Origin of the sequence: Lentibacillus saliphilus (assembly GCF_019093865.1) — a bacterium.
GTDB classification, from domain to species: domain Bacteria; phylum Bacillota; class Bacilli; order Bacillales; family Amphibacillaceae; genus Lentibacillus_B; species Lentibacillus_B saliphilus.
The window spans coordinates 40,615-57,443 of sequence record NZ_JABJXD010000001.1 but is presented as its reverse complement, the minus strand read 5'-3'; the positions used below and the strand labels follow the sequence as shown (position 1 = coordinate 57,443).

At 39.4% G+C, this 16,829-nt stretch carries 22 protein-coding genes; 1 reads left to right on the top strand and 21 read right to left on the bottom strand.

The window, feature by feature from the left end; genetic code table 11:
* Positions 1 to 4: 4 nt before the first annotated feature.
* On the bottom strand, positions 5 to 781 hold the full coding sequence (gene dapB / locus HPC67_RS00345) for a 4-hydroxy-tetrahydrodipicolinate reductase (protein ID WP_217585452.1): 777 nt from the start codon (positions 779 to 781) through the stop codon (positions 5 to 7).
* A gap of 27 nt (positions 782 to 808) precedes the next feature.
* Positions 809 to 1,159: a nucleotide pyrophosphohydrolase gene (locus tag HPC67_RS00340; RefSeq protein WP_217585451.1), complete on the bottom strand. Its 351-nt coding sequence runs from the start codon at positions 1,157 to 1,159 to the stop codon at positions 809 to 811.
* Positions 1,160 to 1,300: 141 nt separating this feature from the next.
* On the opposite strand from HPC67_RS00340, the gene HPC67_RS00335 reads away from it, so the two are divergent.
* Complete coding sequence (locus HPC67_RS00335; protein ID WP_217585450.1) at positions 1,301 to 2,173, top strand: YitT family protein; 873 nt, start codon at positions 1,301 to 1,303, stop codon at positions 2,171 to 2,173.
* Between the two features lie 48 nt (positions 2,174 to 2,221).
* On the opposite strand, the gene HPC67_RS00330 is transcribed toward HPC67_RS00335, so the two are convergent.
* From HPC67_RS00330 to HPC67_RS00240, 19 genes are all read right to left on the bottom strand, one after another.
* Positions 2,222 to 2,908, bottom strand: a complete 687-nt coding sequence (locus tag HPC67_RS00330; RefSeq protein WP_217585449.1) for a zinc metallopeptidase — start codon at positions 2,906 to 2,908, stop codon at positions 2,222 to 2,224.
* A 49-nt stretch (positions 2,909 to 2,957) separates the two neighbouring features.
* Positions 2,958 to 3,215, bottom strand: a complete 258-nt coding sequence (locus tag HPC67_RS00325) for a sporulation protein YpjB (protein WP_217585448.1) — start codon at positions 3,213 to 3,215, stop codon at positions 2,958 to 2,960.
* A gap of 63 nt (positions 3,216 to 3,278) precedes the next feature.
* Positions 3,279 to 3,863, bottom strand: a complete 585-nt coding sequence (gene lhaT / locus HPC67_RS00320) for a lipoprotein heptaprenylglyceryl N-acetyltransferase LhaT (protein ID WP_217585447.1) — start codon at positions 3,861 to 3,863, stop codon at positions 3,279 to 3,281.
* Positions 3,864 to 3,936: 73 nt separating this feature from the next.
* Positions 3,937 to 4,713, bottom strand: coding sequence for a c-type cytochrome (locus HPC67_RS00315; RefSeq protein ID WP_217585446.1), 777 nt, complete (start codon positions 4,711 to 4,713; stop codon positions 3,937 to 3,939).
* A gap of 19 nt (positions 4,714 to 4,732) precedes the next feature.
* A complete protein-coding gene (gene qcrB, locus HPC67_RS00310; RefSeq protein WP_217585445.1) occupies positions 4,733 to 5,407 on the bottom strand; it encodes a menaquinol-cytochrome c reductase cytochrome b subunit in 675 nt (224 codons plus the stop codon).
* 6 nt (positions 5,408 to 5,413) lie between these two features.
* Positions 5,414 to 5,926 carry a QcrA and Rieske domain-containing protein gene (locus tag HPC67_RS00305; protein ID WP_217585444.1) on the bottom strand — a complete coding sequence of 171 codons (513 nt, stop codon included), beginning with the start codon at positions 5,924 to 5,926 and terminating at the stop codon, positions 5,414 to 5,416.
* A gap of 133 nt (positions 5,927 to 6,059) precedes the next feature.
* Positions 6,060 to 6,518 carry a DUF2487 family protein gene (locus tag HPC67_RS00300; protein ID WP_217585443.1) on the bottom strand — a complete coding sequence of 153 codons (459 nt, stop codon included), beginning with the start codon at positions 6,516 to 6,518 and terminating at the stop codon, positions 6,060 to 6,062.
* 87 nt (positions 6,519 to 6,605) lie between these two features.
* On the bottom strand, positions 6,606 to 7,175 hold the full coding sequence (locus HPC67_RS00295; protein WP_217585442.1) for a ReoY family proteolytic degradation factor: 570 nt from the start codon (positions 7,173 to 7,175) through the stop codon (positions 6,606 to 6,608).
* Between the two features lie 39 nt (positions 7,176 to 7,214).
* Entirely contained in the window at positions 7,215 to 8,474 is a 1,260-nt protein-coding gene (locus HPC67_RS00290; RefSeq protein WP_217585441.1) for a tetratricopeptide repeat protein, read from the bottom strand.
* A gap of 58 nt (positions 8,475 to 8,532) precedes the next feature.
* On the bottom strand, positions 8,533 to 9,834 hold the full coding sequence (gene aroA, locus HPC67_RS00285) for a 3-phosphoshikimate 1-carboxyvinyltransferase (protein WP_217585440.1): 1,302 nt from the start codon (positions 9,832 to 9,834) through the stop codon (positions 8,533 to 8,535).
* Positions 9,831 to 10,922, bottom strand: coding sequence for a 3-dehydroquinate synthase (aroB, locus tag HPC67_RS00280; protein ID WP_217585439.1), 1,092 nt, complete (start codon positions 10,920 to 10,922; stop codon positions 9,831 to 9,833). The genes aroA and aroB overlap by 4 nt, the downstream gene beginning before the upstream one ends.
* Positions 10,922 to 12,088, bottom strand: a complete 1,167-nt coding sequence (aroC, locus tag HPC67_RS00275; protein WP_217585438.1) for a chorismate synthase — start codon at positions 12,086 to 12,088, stop codon at positions 10,922 to 10,924. The genes aroB and aroC overlap by 1 nt, the downstream gene beginning before the upstream one ends.
* Before the next feature lie 26 nt (positions 12,089 to 12,114).
* Positions 12,115 to 12,894, bottom strand: a complete 780-nt coding sequence (locus HPC67_RS00270; protein WP_217585437.1) for a CheR family methyltransferase — start codon at positions 12,892 to 12,894, stop codon at positions 12,115 to 12,117.
* Between the two features lie 89 nt (positions 12,895 to 12,983).
* On the bottom strand, positions 12,984 to 13,430 hold the full coding sequence (gene ndk, locus HPC67_RS00265) for a nucleoside-diphosphate kinase (protein ID WP_217585436.1): 447 nt from the start codon (positions 13,428 to 13,430) through the stop codon (positions 12,984 to 12,986).
* 80 nt (positions 13,431 to 13,510) lie between these two features.
* Entirely contained in the window at positions 13,511 to 14,482 is a 972-nt protein-coding gene (gene hepT, locus HPC67_RS00260; RefSeq protein ID WP_217585435.1) for a heptaprenyl diphosphate synthase component II, read from the bottom strand.
* A 40-nt stretch (positions 14,483 to 14,522) separates the two neighbouring features.
* Positions 14,523 to 15,230 (bottom strand): demethylmenaquinone methyltransferase, encoded by a 708-nt coding sequence (gene menG / locus HPC67_RS00255; RefSeq protein ID WP_217585434.1) that lies wholly within the window; start codon positions 15,228 to 15,230, stop codon positions 14,523 to 14,525.
* On the bottom strand, positions 15,227 to 15,994 hold the full coding sequence (locus tag HPC67_RS00250) for a heptaprenyl diphosphate synthase component 1 (protein ID WP_217585433.1): 768 nt from the start codon (positions 15,992 to 15,994) through the stop codon (positions 15,227 to 15,229). Before HPC67_RS00250 ends, menG begins: the two co-directional genes overlap by 4 nt.
* A gap of 136 nt (positions 15,995 to 16,130) precedes the next feature.
* Entirely contained in the window at positions 16,131 to 16,352 is a 222-nt protein-coding gene (gene mtrB / locus HPC67_RS00245; protein ID WP_217585432.1) for a trp RNA-binding attenuation protein MtrB, read from the bottom strand.
* 120 nt (positions 16,353 to 16,472) lie between these two features.
* A complete protein-coding gene (locus tag HPC67_RS00240) occupies positions 16,473 to 16,745 on the bottom strand; it encodes an HU family DNA-binding protein (RefSeq protein ID WP_217585431.1) in 273 nt (90 codons plus the stop codon).
* Positions 16,746 to 16,829 lie beyond the last annotated feature (84 nt).

Below are 16,829 nucleotides of genomic sequence, written 5' to 3'. Positions count from 1 at the left end.
TTAGCTATTTTAGAATATCGTCAAGGCCGTATGCAAGATGGTCAATCGTTACAACATAGTGAATCGCCCATAATATTCCATTCATATATGACTGACGGTTAAACGAATCATGTTTAATCGTCAGTGCTTCACCTAAGCCTCCAAAAACGACTTCATGGTGTGCTAACAGGCCTGGAAGTCGCACACTATGGATGGGTATGTCAGAAGCAGTTGACGCGCTTCTATCTCCCTTAAATCGCTTCTGTTCTTCATCAGATTGTGACACAGTTTGCCTCATCATTTCAGCTGTTCTTAGCGCTGTTCCAGATGGCGCATCTAATTTTTGATCGTGATGCTTTTCAATGATTTCTGCTGATGAAAAAAATGTTGCAGCTTGTTTGGCAAAATGCATCATTAATAAAGCTCCAATAGAGAAGTTAGGGACGATGATACCGCCTGTACGGTGAGTTTCTGCAATTTGACTTAAGTGCATCATTTGTTCGTTTGAAAGGCCAGACGTGCCAATGACAGGATGTACATGAGCTTTAAGTGCCAGTTTACTATGTTTAAAGCAAGCATCCGCAACAGTAAAGTCAATAAACACATCTGCTTCACATTGTTGAAAGCACTTCTCAGCATCTTCATAGATCACAACTTCATCCAGGTCTACACCAGTCGAACGATCTTGAGAAGCTTTGTCAATACATGCAACTAGCTGTAAATCTGACCTATTATGAATGAGATTTATTGTTTCGGATCCCATTTTACCACGAGGGCCAGCTAAAATCAGGCGGATTGTCATAAAGTTGTACCTCCTATAATAAGGATTTTAATTTTTTTTGGTCCAACGATCTTTGTCCCGCGTTTCAAATTTATGCATCGATTGTTCGAAGGCTTCAGAAAGGTCGATATCAAGTGAGTTGGCAAATGTTGTGATGACAAATAATAAATCACCTAGCTCTTCTTCAATGGTTCTTATATCCTCTGTGCTTTTCTTCGGCTTCTCCCCATAAAAATGATTAATTTCCCGAGCAAGTTCACCGGTTTCCTCTGTTAAGCGCGCCATCATGGCTAACGGTGAAAAATAACCTTCTTCAAATTGGGAAATATACCGATCAACACGTGCTTGTATCTCTTTTGTACGGTAATTGATGTTAATGATTAAAAACTCCTTCAGCATTTTTCTTTATGTTAATGTTAGCTAAAAGTTGCCTATTTGACAAATGTTTTATTTGCTTCCATTGTACGCCTAACAGTTTTTGGATATAATGGATAGCGTGCGCTTAAAGGAAATTTGGTTTTACAGATGGGAGGAATGACGATGTTTTTTGGCTTAAAAATTAAAAACACCTTATTTATTTTACTTGGATCAGCTATATTCTCCTTTGGAATTGTTCATTTTAATATGCAAAACAATTTAAGTGAAGGTGGATTTACAGGTATTACGCTTTTATTTTATTTTTTATGGGACTGGGACCCTGCAGTTATGAATATTGTCCTTAATATTCCAGTATTTTTTGTTGGTTGGAAGTTTTTAGGACGGACAACCTTTCTTTACACAATCATCGGCACGTTTGCCGTTTCACTTTTTCTCGGTATATTTCAGGTTCACCATTTCCCAACTTATTTACAATCAGACATGACGTTAGCCGCTCTGTTTGCAGGTATCTTTATAGGTAGTGGTTTAGGTATTATCTTTAAATATGGCGGCACGACCGGCGGTGTAGATATCATCGCTCGAATTGTACATAAGTATGCTGGATGGAGCATGGGAAAAACGATGTTCATGTTTGATTTTGTCGTCATTACGACTTCAATCTTTGTTGTCCTAGATTTAATTGAAGGCATGTACACGCTAGTAGCCGTCTATATTGCAGCACGCGTTATAGACTTTATCCAAGAAGGGGCTTATTCAGCAAGAGGTGCAACGATCATATCTTCTAAAAGCGATGACATCGCTGAAAAAATTAACATTAAAATGGATCGCGGTGTCACTGTTCTTGAAGGTCGCGGCAGTTTCACAGGAGAAAAACGTGACGTCCTCTACTGTATCGTCGCTCGAAATGAAATTGTCCGCCTAAAAGCTATTATTAATGATATTGATCCACATGCATTTGTAGCCGTAAGCTCCGTACACGATGTCATGGGTGAAGGATTTACCCTTGACGAAAACAAAAAGCCATTACACCCATAAAAAAACTGTCCCTAGCTGGCATATACCCAGTTAGAGGACAGTTTTTTATTAATCGTTATTGAGGAAAATCAACACGAATCTTAATAGTTCCATAAGAGCAACAACTGCAGCAGCAACATATGTTAAAGCAGCTGCATTGAGAACCTTTTTAGTTGAGCGCTCTTCATTATTTAAAATCACACCCGTAGAGACGAGCTGAGTCATTGCACGATTTGAGGCATTAAATTCAACCGGCAGTGTTACAAACTGGAACAAAACAGCTGCTGCCATGAAGATAATACCGAATAAAATCAAACCAGACAAATTAAGTAGTAACCCACCTATGATCAAAAAGAACGACATATTGGATCCTAAGTTGGCTACCGGGACAAGTGCATGTCTGAATCGTAGAAACGCATAAGCTTCTGCGTCTTGTATCGCATGTCCAACTTCGTGAGCCGCAATGGCAGCTGCTGCCATCGAGCGCCCATGGTAGTTCGCGCTGGATAGTCGAACCACTTTCTTGCGCGGATCATAATGATCTGAAAGCATTCCTCTCGTTTCCTCTATTTGTACATCAAACAATCCATTGTCATTTAAAATTTTACGAGCGACTTCCGCACCCGTCATTTGTGAAGAATACCCAATTTTTGAATATTTATTGTACGTACTTTTCACTTTCCCTTGCGCCCATAATGGAATGATTATCAAAAGCGCAAAATATACGAGGTATATACCCAATTTGCATGCCTCCATAAATAGATTCATTACTTAAGGTCAATTATAGTCAAAAACATAATGATCGTCAACTATTGTGATCCTTTTCTTGCTTTTTATGCTCTGCACGATATTTCTTCCATCCCACATAAACGAGCGTCGCAATAATCGAACCGCCAACAATGCTGACTAACCAGTAAAATGGCGTCATATCAGTCGCTTGAGCCGTGGATTGCACTGAATCAGCGACAATCACACCAGTGACATTCACAAAAATAATCCATATTAGGCCAACCACAAAGAGAAACATCAAACGATGCTTCAACCTATTCGTGGGTTTTCTCATATCAAAACACCCCGCATACATATCTTTCTGTCAATATATGCGCGTTATAAAGTGTTTATCACTTTATTCCCAACGATGGTTTTGGCGCTTTATCGTTGCAGCATAGACGATGACAATCGTAAAAATGCTTAGCCAAAATGTAAAGTAGCCAATTTCATTCATATATTCGGTTAATGAAGAATAGATGGGCATCATTTCAAATACATAATCGATGATATCATTATGCAAAATCCAAATGGCCCCAACTGCAAAATGACGCCATTTAATTCTGTAATACGGCGCATACAATAACCCTTGTATCGCCATCGCGCCATGAGATGCCATTAACATATAGCCACTCCAGCTCAAGGTGCCATTAACATATAACGTCAAAAGATTCATCACAACTGCCCATACACCGTATTTAACCAAAGACATGACAGCAAGTGCTTCTACATAAGGAACGTTTTTACCAAGCAGAAAAAACAAAAGAAAGATCGTAAAAAAAAGACTCGCTGTTGGGCTATCTGGTACGAATGGTAAAAAGATCGTCGGTGTTTGAGCTAATTGTGACTCATACCATATGTATCCGTAAATGGTACCAAATAAATTAATGAAAAATAACATCGCTATGAAAGGCTTATTGAGAAGTATGTATTTAAGTGGCATCGGTCTTATCCCTTCCTTGATCAATATGGAGAAAACACCTTTGTCTTAATAAGACAAAGGTGTTTAAACGACTCTACTCTCCATCTTGCTTGGAACTTACAATAAAGTCAACAAGTTTTTCTAATTCTTCATCAGATCCTTGGAACATATTTGGTCCCATACCGCCTATCCCTTCACGGGCGATCGTTGCAATCTCCTCAGCGGTTTTTTCTGTATCTAAGAGAGCTGGACCAGCGCCTGTTCCTTCAAGATTACCTCCATGACATGTCATACAGTTTGCCTCATAGAATTCATAGCCAGGATGACTCGTATCAACTGTCATCTCATCAGGATGAATCGGCTTATTCGCTTCAGCACGTTCTTCCCAATTAACAACAGAAGCAGATTCATAGGTTAACCACACAACTGATGCGACCGCTAAAAGCATCATTGTAACTGCAACTGGTCGTTGATGTGGTCTTCTTCCTGGACCATTGTCTAAGAAAGGTGCGAGCAACAAAGCTCCAAAAGCAATACCAGGAAGAACTAGAATTCCAAATAAAACGAACGGACCACTCGCAAATTGGTATTTTAATAATTCATACAAGAACAGAAAGTACCAGTCAGGCAATGGAATATAACTCGAACTCGTAGGATCTGCAACACCTTCTAATGGTGCTGGATGTGCGAGTGTTAATGTTAAGAAACCGACTAGAAAAACAGCACCGACTAGCCACTCTTTTAAAAGGAAGTTTGGCCAAAAGGCTTCTGTTCTTCCGGGATATTCAGAATAATCTTTAGGTATATTTGATTTCCGTTCAGCGGATACACGAGAGTCTCCGACAAACTTCATTCCTTTTCCCTTATGCACAGCGTTACCTCCTTTTAAATTATAGTGGACCGGATATGCCCTGTCTTCGAATCAAGATAAAGTGAATGGCCATTAATGCGAATAAAGCACCAGGTAAAAAGAAGACATGAATAGCAAAGAATCTTGATAATGTCTGCGCACCAACGATATCTGGATCACCGGCAAGCAACGTTTTAATTTCCGGACCAATTAAAGGTACCTGTTCCGCAATTTCAAGACCTACTTGTGTAGCAAAATAAGCTTTGTTATCCCAAGGTAACAAGTACCCAGTGAACCCTAAACCAAGAATGGTGAAGAATAACAATACACCGACCATCCAGTTTAATTCACGAGGTTTTTTGTATGCGCCTTGGAAAAAGACACGCAACGTATGTAAGAAAAGCATTACAATTACAACACTTGCGCCCCAATGGTGCATCCCTCTGACAATTTGTCCATGAGCTACATCAATCTGCAAATAATAAACAGATCGCCAAGCATTTTCAATGTCATGCACATAGTACATCGTTAAAAACATTCCGGACAAGATTTGTATAACGACGACAAAAAACGTCAGACCACCAAAACAATACACAAACGCTGAAAAATGGTGTGCTGGATTGACATGCTCAGGTACTTCGTGATCAGCAATATCCCTCCATATAGGCGTAATATCTACGCGTTCGTCTATCCAGTCATATAGTTTTTGCAGCATATATCATTACGCCTCCTTATGTGGTTTTACTTCACCAAGATACAACATGCCATTTTCAACTTTTTTCTCATACATGTCTAGCGGTGCAGTCGGTGGTGTGCCTTCTACGTTTACGCCGCTTTTATAGTATCGACCGTCATGACATGGGCAAAAGAATTCATTTGGATGTTGATCACTACCTTCCCATGTGACCACACACCCCAAATGTTTACAGATGGGCGAAAGCGCAATAATATCGCCTTCATCATTTTTATACACCCACGCTGCTTTTTTTACATTTGACTTGTACCAACCATCAACCTGTTCAATCTCCCACTCTACACGCTGTGGATCTTTAGTAATGTCATCTACAGCCAAGTTCACATTGGCAAAATCGCCGTGACCGCTTGTCTTTAGTACTGGATCGACCGCCATCCTAAGCATCGGAACCATAATACCAGCTGCCATAAAGCCTCCAACCCCTGTAAGCGTATAGTTCAAAAACTGACGACGGGACACCTGCTGTTTGTCTCCACTCACGTTTTTCCCCCCTCTATACGTTATAATCACGGACATTTTACATTTATACAGATTACTAGGACATAACCATGATAGCGTAATCTACTGTAAGGGTCAATCAATTATACTCCTATTTCTACCATTTATACCATGACTATGCCCAAAACGTTCGAATCACTTCAATGACCTGGTCTATTTGTTCCTGAAGTAAATCACCTGTTCCACTATCATTCTTGTAATCATACATCATCGGAAACCATAGCAAGTTTCCTGTAAGTGCACCTTCTTCTTTTTTCCATGCTCCATCCATTGTTAAATAGAATATATGTTTAAAAGGCTGTGCTTGAATATTTGCCATCCAATCGTTTAAGCGCTCAATCTCCATTTGTTTATCAGCGGATTTTAAATAATGATAACTCGGTACGAGCATGACCCGACCGGCAAGTTCTTTTTCTATGCCCATTGCAAATAAGGATACCCACTCAGACTGTGACGCTTCTTTTTCCATATCCTTCTCTTGTGAAAACTGAAACGGTATTAAAGGGATCAAAATTGTATCTACATACTCTTGAGCTTGTAAAAATTGCGCTAAATCTGTTTTCGTCCATTTCATAATGACGATACCTACCTTTCTTATGTATATATAAAGTCGTACTCAATATCCCTTAAAATCGTGGTTGAGTCAAATAAAAAAATCAACCTAAAATGAATCAGGTTGATTTCCATATCGATCTTCAAGATGCTTCAATTGTTTAGCAAGCTTCATAAAGCAGGCTTCATTTCTATTTTCTAACGCCTTGTCGATTTCTGTTTGAATTTTCTTTTTTTTGTATTGATATAGTGTATAATCTAGCAATTGTCTAGCATTCACTTCATCTTTTTTCGTAATAAAATGTGCATCCGGGATAAACGGGTTCTCTTCTAGAACCGCAGCATAATATGTGCTTTGATGACTGTTATTAAAGTTCAATTGTATGTACAACGGTTCTTCTTGATTCAACCGAATATCGTGGAATGATTTCTCAGCATTTGTTGTAACAATTTGCTTTTTATAAAAACGAAAAGGAACTTCTTGGGAGCATTGGCTCGTCATGATGATACCTCTAGGACAAAATTTAATGTTACGTACAAAATGAACGTTAGACAACACGTTATGGTGTTTGGATAAATAATTTAGGATCCATACACTTTCCCGTTTCTTCAACTGATAATGATTAAGAAACCATTTTATAAACGACTGTTTATCGTGAGTCGAAATTGGCGTCTGCACCCGTATCATCGCCTCCTCAAATACATTTGAGAAATGATATTAATTTTGGGCTTCCTTTAACCGATCGACGTAAGCTTCTGTTTCCGAATCGAGCGGCTGAAGCGTCATATAAGCATCGAATATGCGTATAGCGGTATCGACCATCCCCTCCTCCATTAGGAAAAAAGCATACTCTTTTAAGAAGTCACTATCTTTGTTAAGGGTATTATATGCAGCCTCATAATGCTTTAATGCATCTTTATATCTGTCAATTTCATTATATGCACGCGCAAGCTCCCAGTCATAAAGCGCATCCACCGTTTCAGTACGCTTGATGCTTTGTAATAACTCAATAATGGCATCATGCTGGTCATTCGCTTTCAATAGTTCAATTAAAAATAAAACTGCTTCTTTAAAATCCGGATCGAGGGCAACAGCTTGTCTAACATACTTTTCGCTCTCTTGATCCTGATTAAGCTTATGAGCCATTTGACCAGCTAATAAATAAAGATGTGCGTTATATTCATCGACAGCCAAGCCTTTTTCTGCAGTCAATAAAGCGTCATTCGTCATTTCCTCAGCATCATACGCTTCAGCGAGATAGTAGTAAGCTGTATAATAATATTTATCTATCTCAAGAACATGTTCCCACACTTTGATCGCAATGTCGTTTCGATCGACTTGATGAGCAGAAAGGCCATATTTGAATAGCGCATCAGGATGCTCAGGATTCGCTTGCTGATAATAGGTTAACGCTTGTTCGTAAGCCCCCGAAGCTGCATGCGCTTCAGCTAGTCTTAAAGGTATCGATACATCTGCAAGCGACGTTGTCTCTGATAAGACATGTTCATAATATGTGATTGCTTTTAAATATTCACCAATAGAAAAATACAATTCTCCTAAAGCTAAATCAATTACAACTTCATTCGGCTCAATTTGTTTAGCTGTGAGCAATTTCTGCTCTGCTACTTCAAATAAACCTTGTGACTGATATAAATCTGCTAATTGAACGAGTGCTTGAATGTAAAATTCATCTTTCTCGTCAATAACATTAAGGAGTTCGATCGCTCGTTCATCATCATCCTCTTCAATATACAGTTCTGCCAACATGACGTTCAACTCAGATTCATTTGGATATGCTTGCTTGAGCGATTCCAAAACAGCAATGGCTTCCTTTACATAACCCCATTGCACATAGATTTCTGCGATTGTAAATGTTTGCTCGTCATCAGCTTTCTCTAAAGAAGCTTCAAGCTGAGCGATTGCTTTATCATGGTCATTATTTTCCATCAAGTGAATGGCTTTCATAATATCTTCCATTCAGGTCATCCTTTCTTAACACGATTAATACGGTGTTTGCAGAGGGATTGATCAAACATTAATAAATGGCACCAGTGACATTCGTTAAATCAGATATAAATTGGGGATAGGACACATTAATTGGCTCGATATCATCAAGCGTTACTGGTGATTCTGCTATGAGAGATGCGATTGCAGACATCATAGCCAGTCGATGATCACCGTAAGCGGAAACCGTGCTACCTTTAAGCGACGTTGGCCCTTCAATGATCATACCATCTTCTGTTTCCTCAATCTTTGCTCCAAGACGCGTTAATGTATGAACCACTGCTCTGATTCGGTCTGTTTCCTTATGACGCAGCTCCTCTGCATTCCGAATTCGGGTCCTTCCTTTTGCTTGTGTTGCGGCAAGGGCAATGAGCGGAAGTTCATCGATAAGACGCGGAATAATAGATCCATCAATATCTATTCCTTCCAAAGCACTTGATCCAACTTGAATATCACACACCGGCTCTTCGTTAGCAATTCGCTTATTCAGTTGTTTCATCGATGCACCCATTTGTTCAAGCACATCTATAACACCTGTTCTTGTCGAATTAACCCCAACGTTCATCAGTAAAAGGTCACTATTTGGAACGAGCAATGCTGCAACTAAAAAAAAGGCTGCCGATGAAATATCGCCTGGAACTTGAATGACTGGCGTTGTTTTTGGGTTTTGAGGTGTGAGCTGTATGCGGGAACCTTCATGTTCGACTTTCATCCCAAATGCGCGCATCATTAATTCAGTATGGTTACGCGTTGGAACGTTCTCAATAACCGTCGTTGGACAAGCTGCTCCTAGACCCGCAAATAGGATAGCAGACTTCACCTGGGCACTATTGACCGGGAGCTCATATTCAATCCCTGTTAAAGGCGTTCCACCAATAACTGTAAGCGGTAAATGTTGATCATCATTCGTACCTTCTATCGTTGCACCCATCAGTTGTAGCGGTTTGACAATACGCCCCATCGGCCGTTTTGATAAAGACGCATCTCCATAAATTGTCGTATTGAACGGAAGGGTTGCTAAAATACCGAGGAGAAGGCGTGCTGTTGTACCAGAGTTACCGAGATCTAATGCTGTTGTTGGCGCTGTAAATCCGTCTACGCCAGGGCTTTCTACAATAAGCTGTGAATGCTCTTCGCGAAAGGTCACACCCATTTGCTGAAAAGCATGTACAGTCCGCCGACAATCCTCAGCATTCAGAAATCCTTCGATCGTTGTTTTCCCTTCTGCAAGTGAAGCAAGCATAACGGCTCGATGTGAGATCGATTTATCACCTGGCACACGAATCGTCCCTTTTAGTCCCGTTTGCACGGGGTGAAATGTCCATTGTTTCATACGCAATCACCTTCCTTCAAGTCATCCAATACAGTCATGAAACTTTGAAGATATTGATATAGATCTTCATCTGAAATTGGCTTTGTAACTGGCTTACCGATCGCTTCTAACAACACCATCTGAACAACCGCTTGACTTGTTTTTTTGTCTGATTTCATTGTTTGAATATAAGTGTTTAATTGACGATGAGGAAAATTTAAAGGATAGTTTTGGGTGTGCATCCATCTGAATAAGCGTTCAAATGGCAATGCCACTTTAAACATGTTTTGGCTCACAAACAGCGCAAACAATAGGCCGATTGCAACAGCTTCTCCGTGCGCATATTTTCCATAGCCTGATTCTCGTTCTATAGCATGACCTAATGTATGGCCTAAATTTAAAAAGACTCTATTGCCTGCCTCTCGTTCATCTTGTTCAACGATTGACGATTTTATCGTTATCCCAGTTGTTAAATGGGATGTTATATCTTTTGGAAGACTTGTATACAGCTGTGACTTTAACAACTGATCAAAGAAGACCTCATCGGAAATTAATGCTTCCTTAATTAATTCAGCATAGCCAGATCGAACATCTTTCCGACGAATCGTGTTTAATGTATCTACATCATACACGACAGCAACCGGAGGATAAAAACTACCGATTAAATTTTTCCCTTGAGCATGGTTAATACCAACTTTGCCGCCAATGCTGCTATCATGCGCTAAAATTGTCGTTGGCATTTGAATATAGTCAATTCCACGCATATATGTCGCTGCCACAAACCCGGCTACATCACCAACAACACCGCCACCAAGGGCAATTATTAATGCATTACGATCCAAATGATGGCTTAAAGCTGCTGTATGAAGTGCGTGGAAGACATCAAGACTCTTACTGCTTTCTCCTGGTGTAATACTAGCATGATAGACATTATGATCTGTTAAGGCGGTTAGGACATCTGCTAAATAATAGTGTTCAACATTTTGATCGGTAATAACAAATATGGATGAATAGTTCTTTGGTAACAATTCACGGACATGAAACCTGATATTTTCTCCAATATATACAGGATAAGAGTGTGTTCGAGATTGAACATGAATGGTTTCCATTAAAACCACCTAGTGCTTTCTCGGTACTGATCGACAGCGCGTTTTAATGCAGGAAATTGATCGTTCGTAAACTGTTCTAAGAGCGCATTGGCCAGTTCAAATGCCACTACATGTTCCATAACGACTGCAGCAGCTGGAACAGCACATGAGTCAGACCGTTCTATACTCGCATGAAAAATTTCTTTCGATTCAATATCAACGCTTTGAAGTGGTTTATACAAGGTCGGTATCGGCTTCATTGCACCTTTAACAACAATAGGCATCCCTGTCGTCATCCCACCTTCAAATCCACCTAACCGATTTGTTCTTCGATAATAACCACGATCTTCGTCCCAAAGTATTTCATCGTGGACATCACTACCATTCTTGCGTGACGCCTCAAAACCAAGTCCAAATTCAACACCTTTAAACGCATTGATACTCATAACTGCTGCTGCAAGTCTTGCATCGAGCTTACGATCATAATGGACGTAAGAGCCAATTCCTGCTGGCATCCCGTGAGCGATTACTTCCACAATACCGCCGATTGAATCCCCATCTTTTTTAGCTTTGTCAATCGCAGCCATCATTTTTTGCTCTGCATCTGCATCTAGCGTTCTCACAGGTGAGGCTTCCGAAAGTTGTGCAAGATCTGCCACTGTCACGTTTAAAGGATCCTTTGCTTGAATACCTGCAATTTCTTTCACATAACCAACGACATGAATATCAAGCAATTGAAGCAGTTTTTTCGCTACAGCACCAGCAGCAACACGCGCAGCTGTTTCTCTTGCCGATGATCGCTCTAACACATTACGCATATCTCTATGACCGTATTTAAGGGCGCCATTCAAATCTGCATGTCCTGGTCGGGGTTTAGTCACAACACGGCGTATTTTTTGATCAGCTTCTGGTGGGACCTCCCCCATAATATCTGACCAATGTTTAAAATCATCATTTTTTACCATCAGCGTAATTGGTGATCCAAGTGTATACCCATGCCTTACGCCGCTTGCAATTTCTGCTTCATCCGTTTCAATTTGCATACGTTTTCCGCGACCATAACCCTTTTGTCTACGCTGTAAAGAATCGTTTATATCTATCGCAGCAAGTGGCATTTGAGCAGGTACACCTTCTATTATTGTTGTCAATTGTTTCCCGTGAGATTCCCCTGCAGTTAAATAACGCATATATGAGTCCTCCTGAATTTAAAACGTTAATCAGTTGATTTCTGATAAAAAAATGTATCCAACAATTGCAGGTCGTATTTGTCAGGTGAAAAAATTTGCTCAGTGCTCCCAACAAACAATACCCCGTTTGGATTTAATGATTCACTAATATTTGTATAAATCCGTTCCTTCGCTTGATCTGTAAAATAAATTAAAACATTTCGACATATGATTAAATCTGTATGATCTGGATAAGGATCCTTTAATAAATCATGCTTTTTAAACGTAATCATACGTTTAAGATCCTCATGTATATAATATCGCCCAGAACGTTCTTCAAAATAAGCTTGCTGTAATGTTGTCGGTACGTCCACTAGTGATTGACTTTGATAAATACCTGAACGCGCTCTATTTAATATGTTGTCATCAATGTCGGTTGCAATAATCGTTGCCTTAACATCTGGGAAATGGGTTTTTAGCATCATTGCCATACTATACGGCTCTTCTCCTGTCGAACAAGCAGCACTCCAAATTTTAATGGATGATTTATGTTCAATTAATGCTGGCAATATGCTGTTTTGAAGTACGTCCCACCGATTAGAGTTGCGAAAAAATGATGATACATTAATCGTAATTCTATCGACAAATTCACTCAGTAATGCATCATCTGTATCAAGCGCTTTAAAATATAAATCAAAATTTCGAAAGCCGCGTTTATCTCTTAATGAGGTGAGACGGCGCTTCATTTGAGCTTCTTTATATAGTGTTAAATCAATGTTGAGTTTATGTTTAATACGTGACATAAATTGTATATAATCTTCGGCCACGGTTCATTCTCCTCTGACTTCATGATGAATCGTCTATTTTTTTTCAATTATGTAAGAAAACCCCCGCTCGAGAACGGAGGTCGTAAACTTTAGTAAATCCAGTTGTCTTGTTGCTTTGCATAATCAACGAGTTCTGCTTCCTTAAAGAACAAGTTGATTTCTCTTTCAGCACTTTCTGCTGAATCAGAACCATGAATAATATTTTTTCCGACTGTGACACCGAAATCACCGCGAATTGTTCCTGGACCAGCTTCTTGAGGATTTGTTGCACCCATCATTTGTCGAGCTGTTTTAATGACGTCCTCACCTTCCCAGACCATTGCGAATACTGGACCTGAAGTAATGAAATCAACCAATTCACCGAAAAATGGACGCTCTTTATGTTCGCCATAATGCGTTTTGGCAAGTTCATCAGAGATTTGCATGAGCTTTCCACCAGCAAGTTTGAAACCTTTTTGTTCAAAACGTTTTACAATATCACCAATCAAATTGCGTTGTACACCGTCTGGTTTTACCATTAAAAATGTTTTTTCCATATTTACACCTCATTATTTTTATGTATATGTTCAACCTTTAAGATTTTATCAAATTTTTATCGATATGACAAACCTCACGATCAAGATCGTCTGTTTCCGATAAATTTTGCAATACTTTGTAGCGTTTCTTTTGTTTTGGAAGCTGGAAAACACTCAAGTGTTGCGTGAGCCTTTTGTAAATATCGGTCACTTAAAGCATAAGCTCGATCAATGGCGTTCGTTCGCTTAAAGGCAGTCAAAAGTTGCTCAAAATTTTGTTGATTACCACTCTCAATCTGCGACATTGTTTCAGCTACAAATTCTTTAAATATCGGATCTTCCATTGCATACAACAAAGGTAATGTCACATGCCCTTGCAGTAAATCATTCCCTGCTGGTTTTCCTAGAATTTTTTCACTAGACGTAAAATCAAGGATGTCATCAATAATTTGATAGGACATTCCAACATAGTAACCGTATTTAAATAACTGCTTTGCATGATGATCAGGAACGTCTGATACGATCGCACCTAGCTTACAACTTGTAGCGATCAGTAGCGCAGTTTTGCGTTTAATGCGACGTAAATAATGACGCAAATTCTGATCCCAGTTATATTTATCTTTGATTTGCTCGATTTCTCCACGTGCCAATTCAACCATTGAGTGTGACAGCAACTTATGGGCAGCTGGTTGATCAACAGCTGTTATATGCTCGAGTGCTCGTGCCAATATATAGTCACCCATATACATGGCAACTCGATTGTCATATGTATGCTTGACGGTTGCCTTCCCGCGTCTTAAATCGGCATTATCAATCACATCATCATGAACGAGCGATGCCATGTGAATAAGTTCAAGGGATACCGCAACTGTCTTAACCTTATCCGCATTATAGTTCCCCATTTGTGCTGATAACAACACGAAAACGGGACGTATACGCTTCCCGCCTGCCTGTAATAATTGACTAGATGCTTTACGAAGAATGTCATGATCCGCATCAATGGCCTCTTCTAACGCTTCTTCTATCATAGCCAAGTCTTTTTTTAAATATCCGTATGTTTTGGTTAATTTCATGCAGGTCACCTTTTGTGTAAATGCCGGCCTCACATGTGAATTATTTCTTATAAGCCATGTGCATCGCTGCTACACCACCAGTGTAGCTTTTAACATCAACGTGATTAAAGCCAGCATTCAAAAACATTTTTTTAAGTCTCTTTTTATCCGGAAAGTCTTTCGCTGATTCATGCAACCAGGCATATTCTTTATAACTCTTAGCAAATATTCTTCCAAATAGCGGCATAATAAAGCGAAAATATAAATAATACAATTGCCTGAAACCGATTAATGTCGGTTGGGATGTTTCTAAACACACAACAATTCCACCAGGCTTCACAACACGATACATTTCTTCTAAGACTGTATTGTAATCTGGTACATTTCTCAATCCAAATCCAATCGTCACATAATCAAATGTATCATCCGAATATGGCAGATCCATTGCATTTCCATGCGTAAATTCAAGGTGTTGTATGTGGTCACGCTCTTTTTTTTCTTCCGCTACCGAAAGCATGTTCTGACTGAAATCAAGTCCAATTACTGATCCTTCACGACCAACAGCTTCAGCCATTGATAATGACCAATCCCCTGTTCCACAGCATACGTCAAGGGCTTTTGCACCAGGAGTAATGTTCATGCGCTTCATAACGTCTTTACGCCATGCTTTATGACGCTGAAAAGATATAACTGAATTCATGACATCGTATTTACCGTATATTTTTTCAAACACATGGTGCACACGCTCTTCTTTTGATTGTTCTGTCACTGGTATCCTTCTTCCTTCTTTTCGGTTTGCTGAAATAAAAAATCATAAAAACGTGAATAAGATTGCTGTTCGAGTATAGACTGTTCGAACATTTTCGGAAGTGTCGATTGAAGTCTCTTTATCCCTTGTTCTACGCGTTGTTCGATTAAGTGAAGCATCTGTTCACGATCCGTTTTTGGTTTAGAATCCAACCAAGGTGAAAACCACGACGAAACTCTATTTTGAGTCATATGTTTATTTTCATTGAACAATGTATGTATCAACACCCAATCCCGGGCGATATCAATCAACTCATCTAATTGTACATGCTGAGCAACACGGGTAATTAAAAGGGTTTGAATACGTTCTATATGATCAATATATGCATTAATTGTCACGTCATCTCCATAGTAGAGTGACATTTTATGTTCATTAATATCTTTGATCGCGGTTGCAAGTTGCCTCACCATAGGAAGGTCATCTATTTCGGACAATAGATAATAGTAAAGGCCACTATAGTAATCACCTGCAAGAACCGTCAGTTGGTCAGGCTTAGCAAATGAATTGTCTGTGGAGTTGGCATTTACCGGGACTAAGTCATGTGAATCGAGTGCGATTTGAACGAGCATTGTCGTAAGTATGTACTGCTTCTTAATGTTATAAGGCAACTTCGTATGATTCAAGATCGCGATCAGCATGAATAGTTTTTCGTCATTAAACCTAGGAACTTTAATATATTGATCCAAGTATGATTGCTGAATGGTCCGGTTTATAAATCGCTTCATGTCCTCCATTGTAATGATGGAAGTCTGCATCTGATCACGCCTTTTACCCTAGTAATATCAATCGCTATTATAGCATACAACAATGACCAAGAATAGTACAAAATAACGCTTTAACAACGTAAGAAAGTTTTTAACGTCAATTCGTTGATATTTCACCATGTCTCGTCTGAATGACTGCCCGCCCTCTGACTTTTACAGCAGACGTATGTTCTGTGAATTGCGCAATCATAACTTCATGTTTATCTAGCTTTTCAGAATGATGAAATCTTGTATCTGTACCTCTTGTTAACCCAATAACGTTGACGCCATCCTCTAAAGCTTTAATGACAAAGAAATCATTTTGATTGGACGTATCCATGATTAGCCTCCTTATGGATTAAGTATGCTTGTATCTATCATACCATCATATGAACCCGGCGCAATGTTAAATAAAAAAGGGTACGCATACACGCACCCTTTTTTTGCCCTATGTAGCTTATTATTTAACCGCATCTTTGAGGGCTTTTCCTGGTTTGAAAGCAGGAACTTTACTTGCTGCAATTTCTATTTCCTCACCTGTTTGTGGATTACGGCCTTTTCTGGCTGAGCGCTCACGTACTTCAAAGTTACCGAAGCCGATCAACTGTACTTTGTCACCATTTTTAAGTGAATCCATGACAGAATCAAAAACAGCATCTACAGCTTTAGCTGCGTCCTTTTTAGAAAGTTCGCTTTTCTCTGCAACTGCATTTACGAGATCTGTTTTGTTCATGACATTCACCTCCTCCCAATTAAAATCAGAACAAATAGAGCTTATCTACATTTGTTCACTATTTTACGTGCTTTTATACGTCAA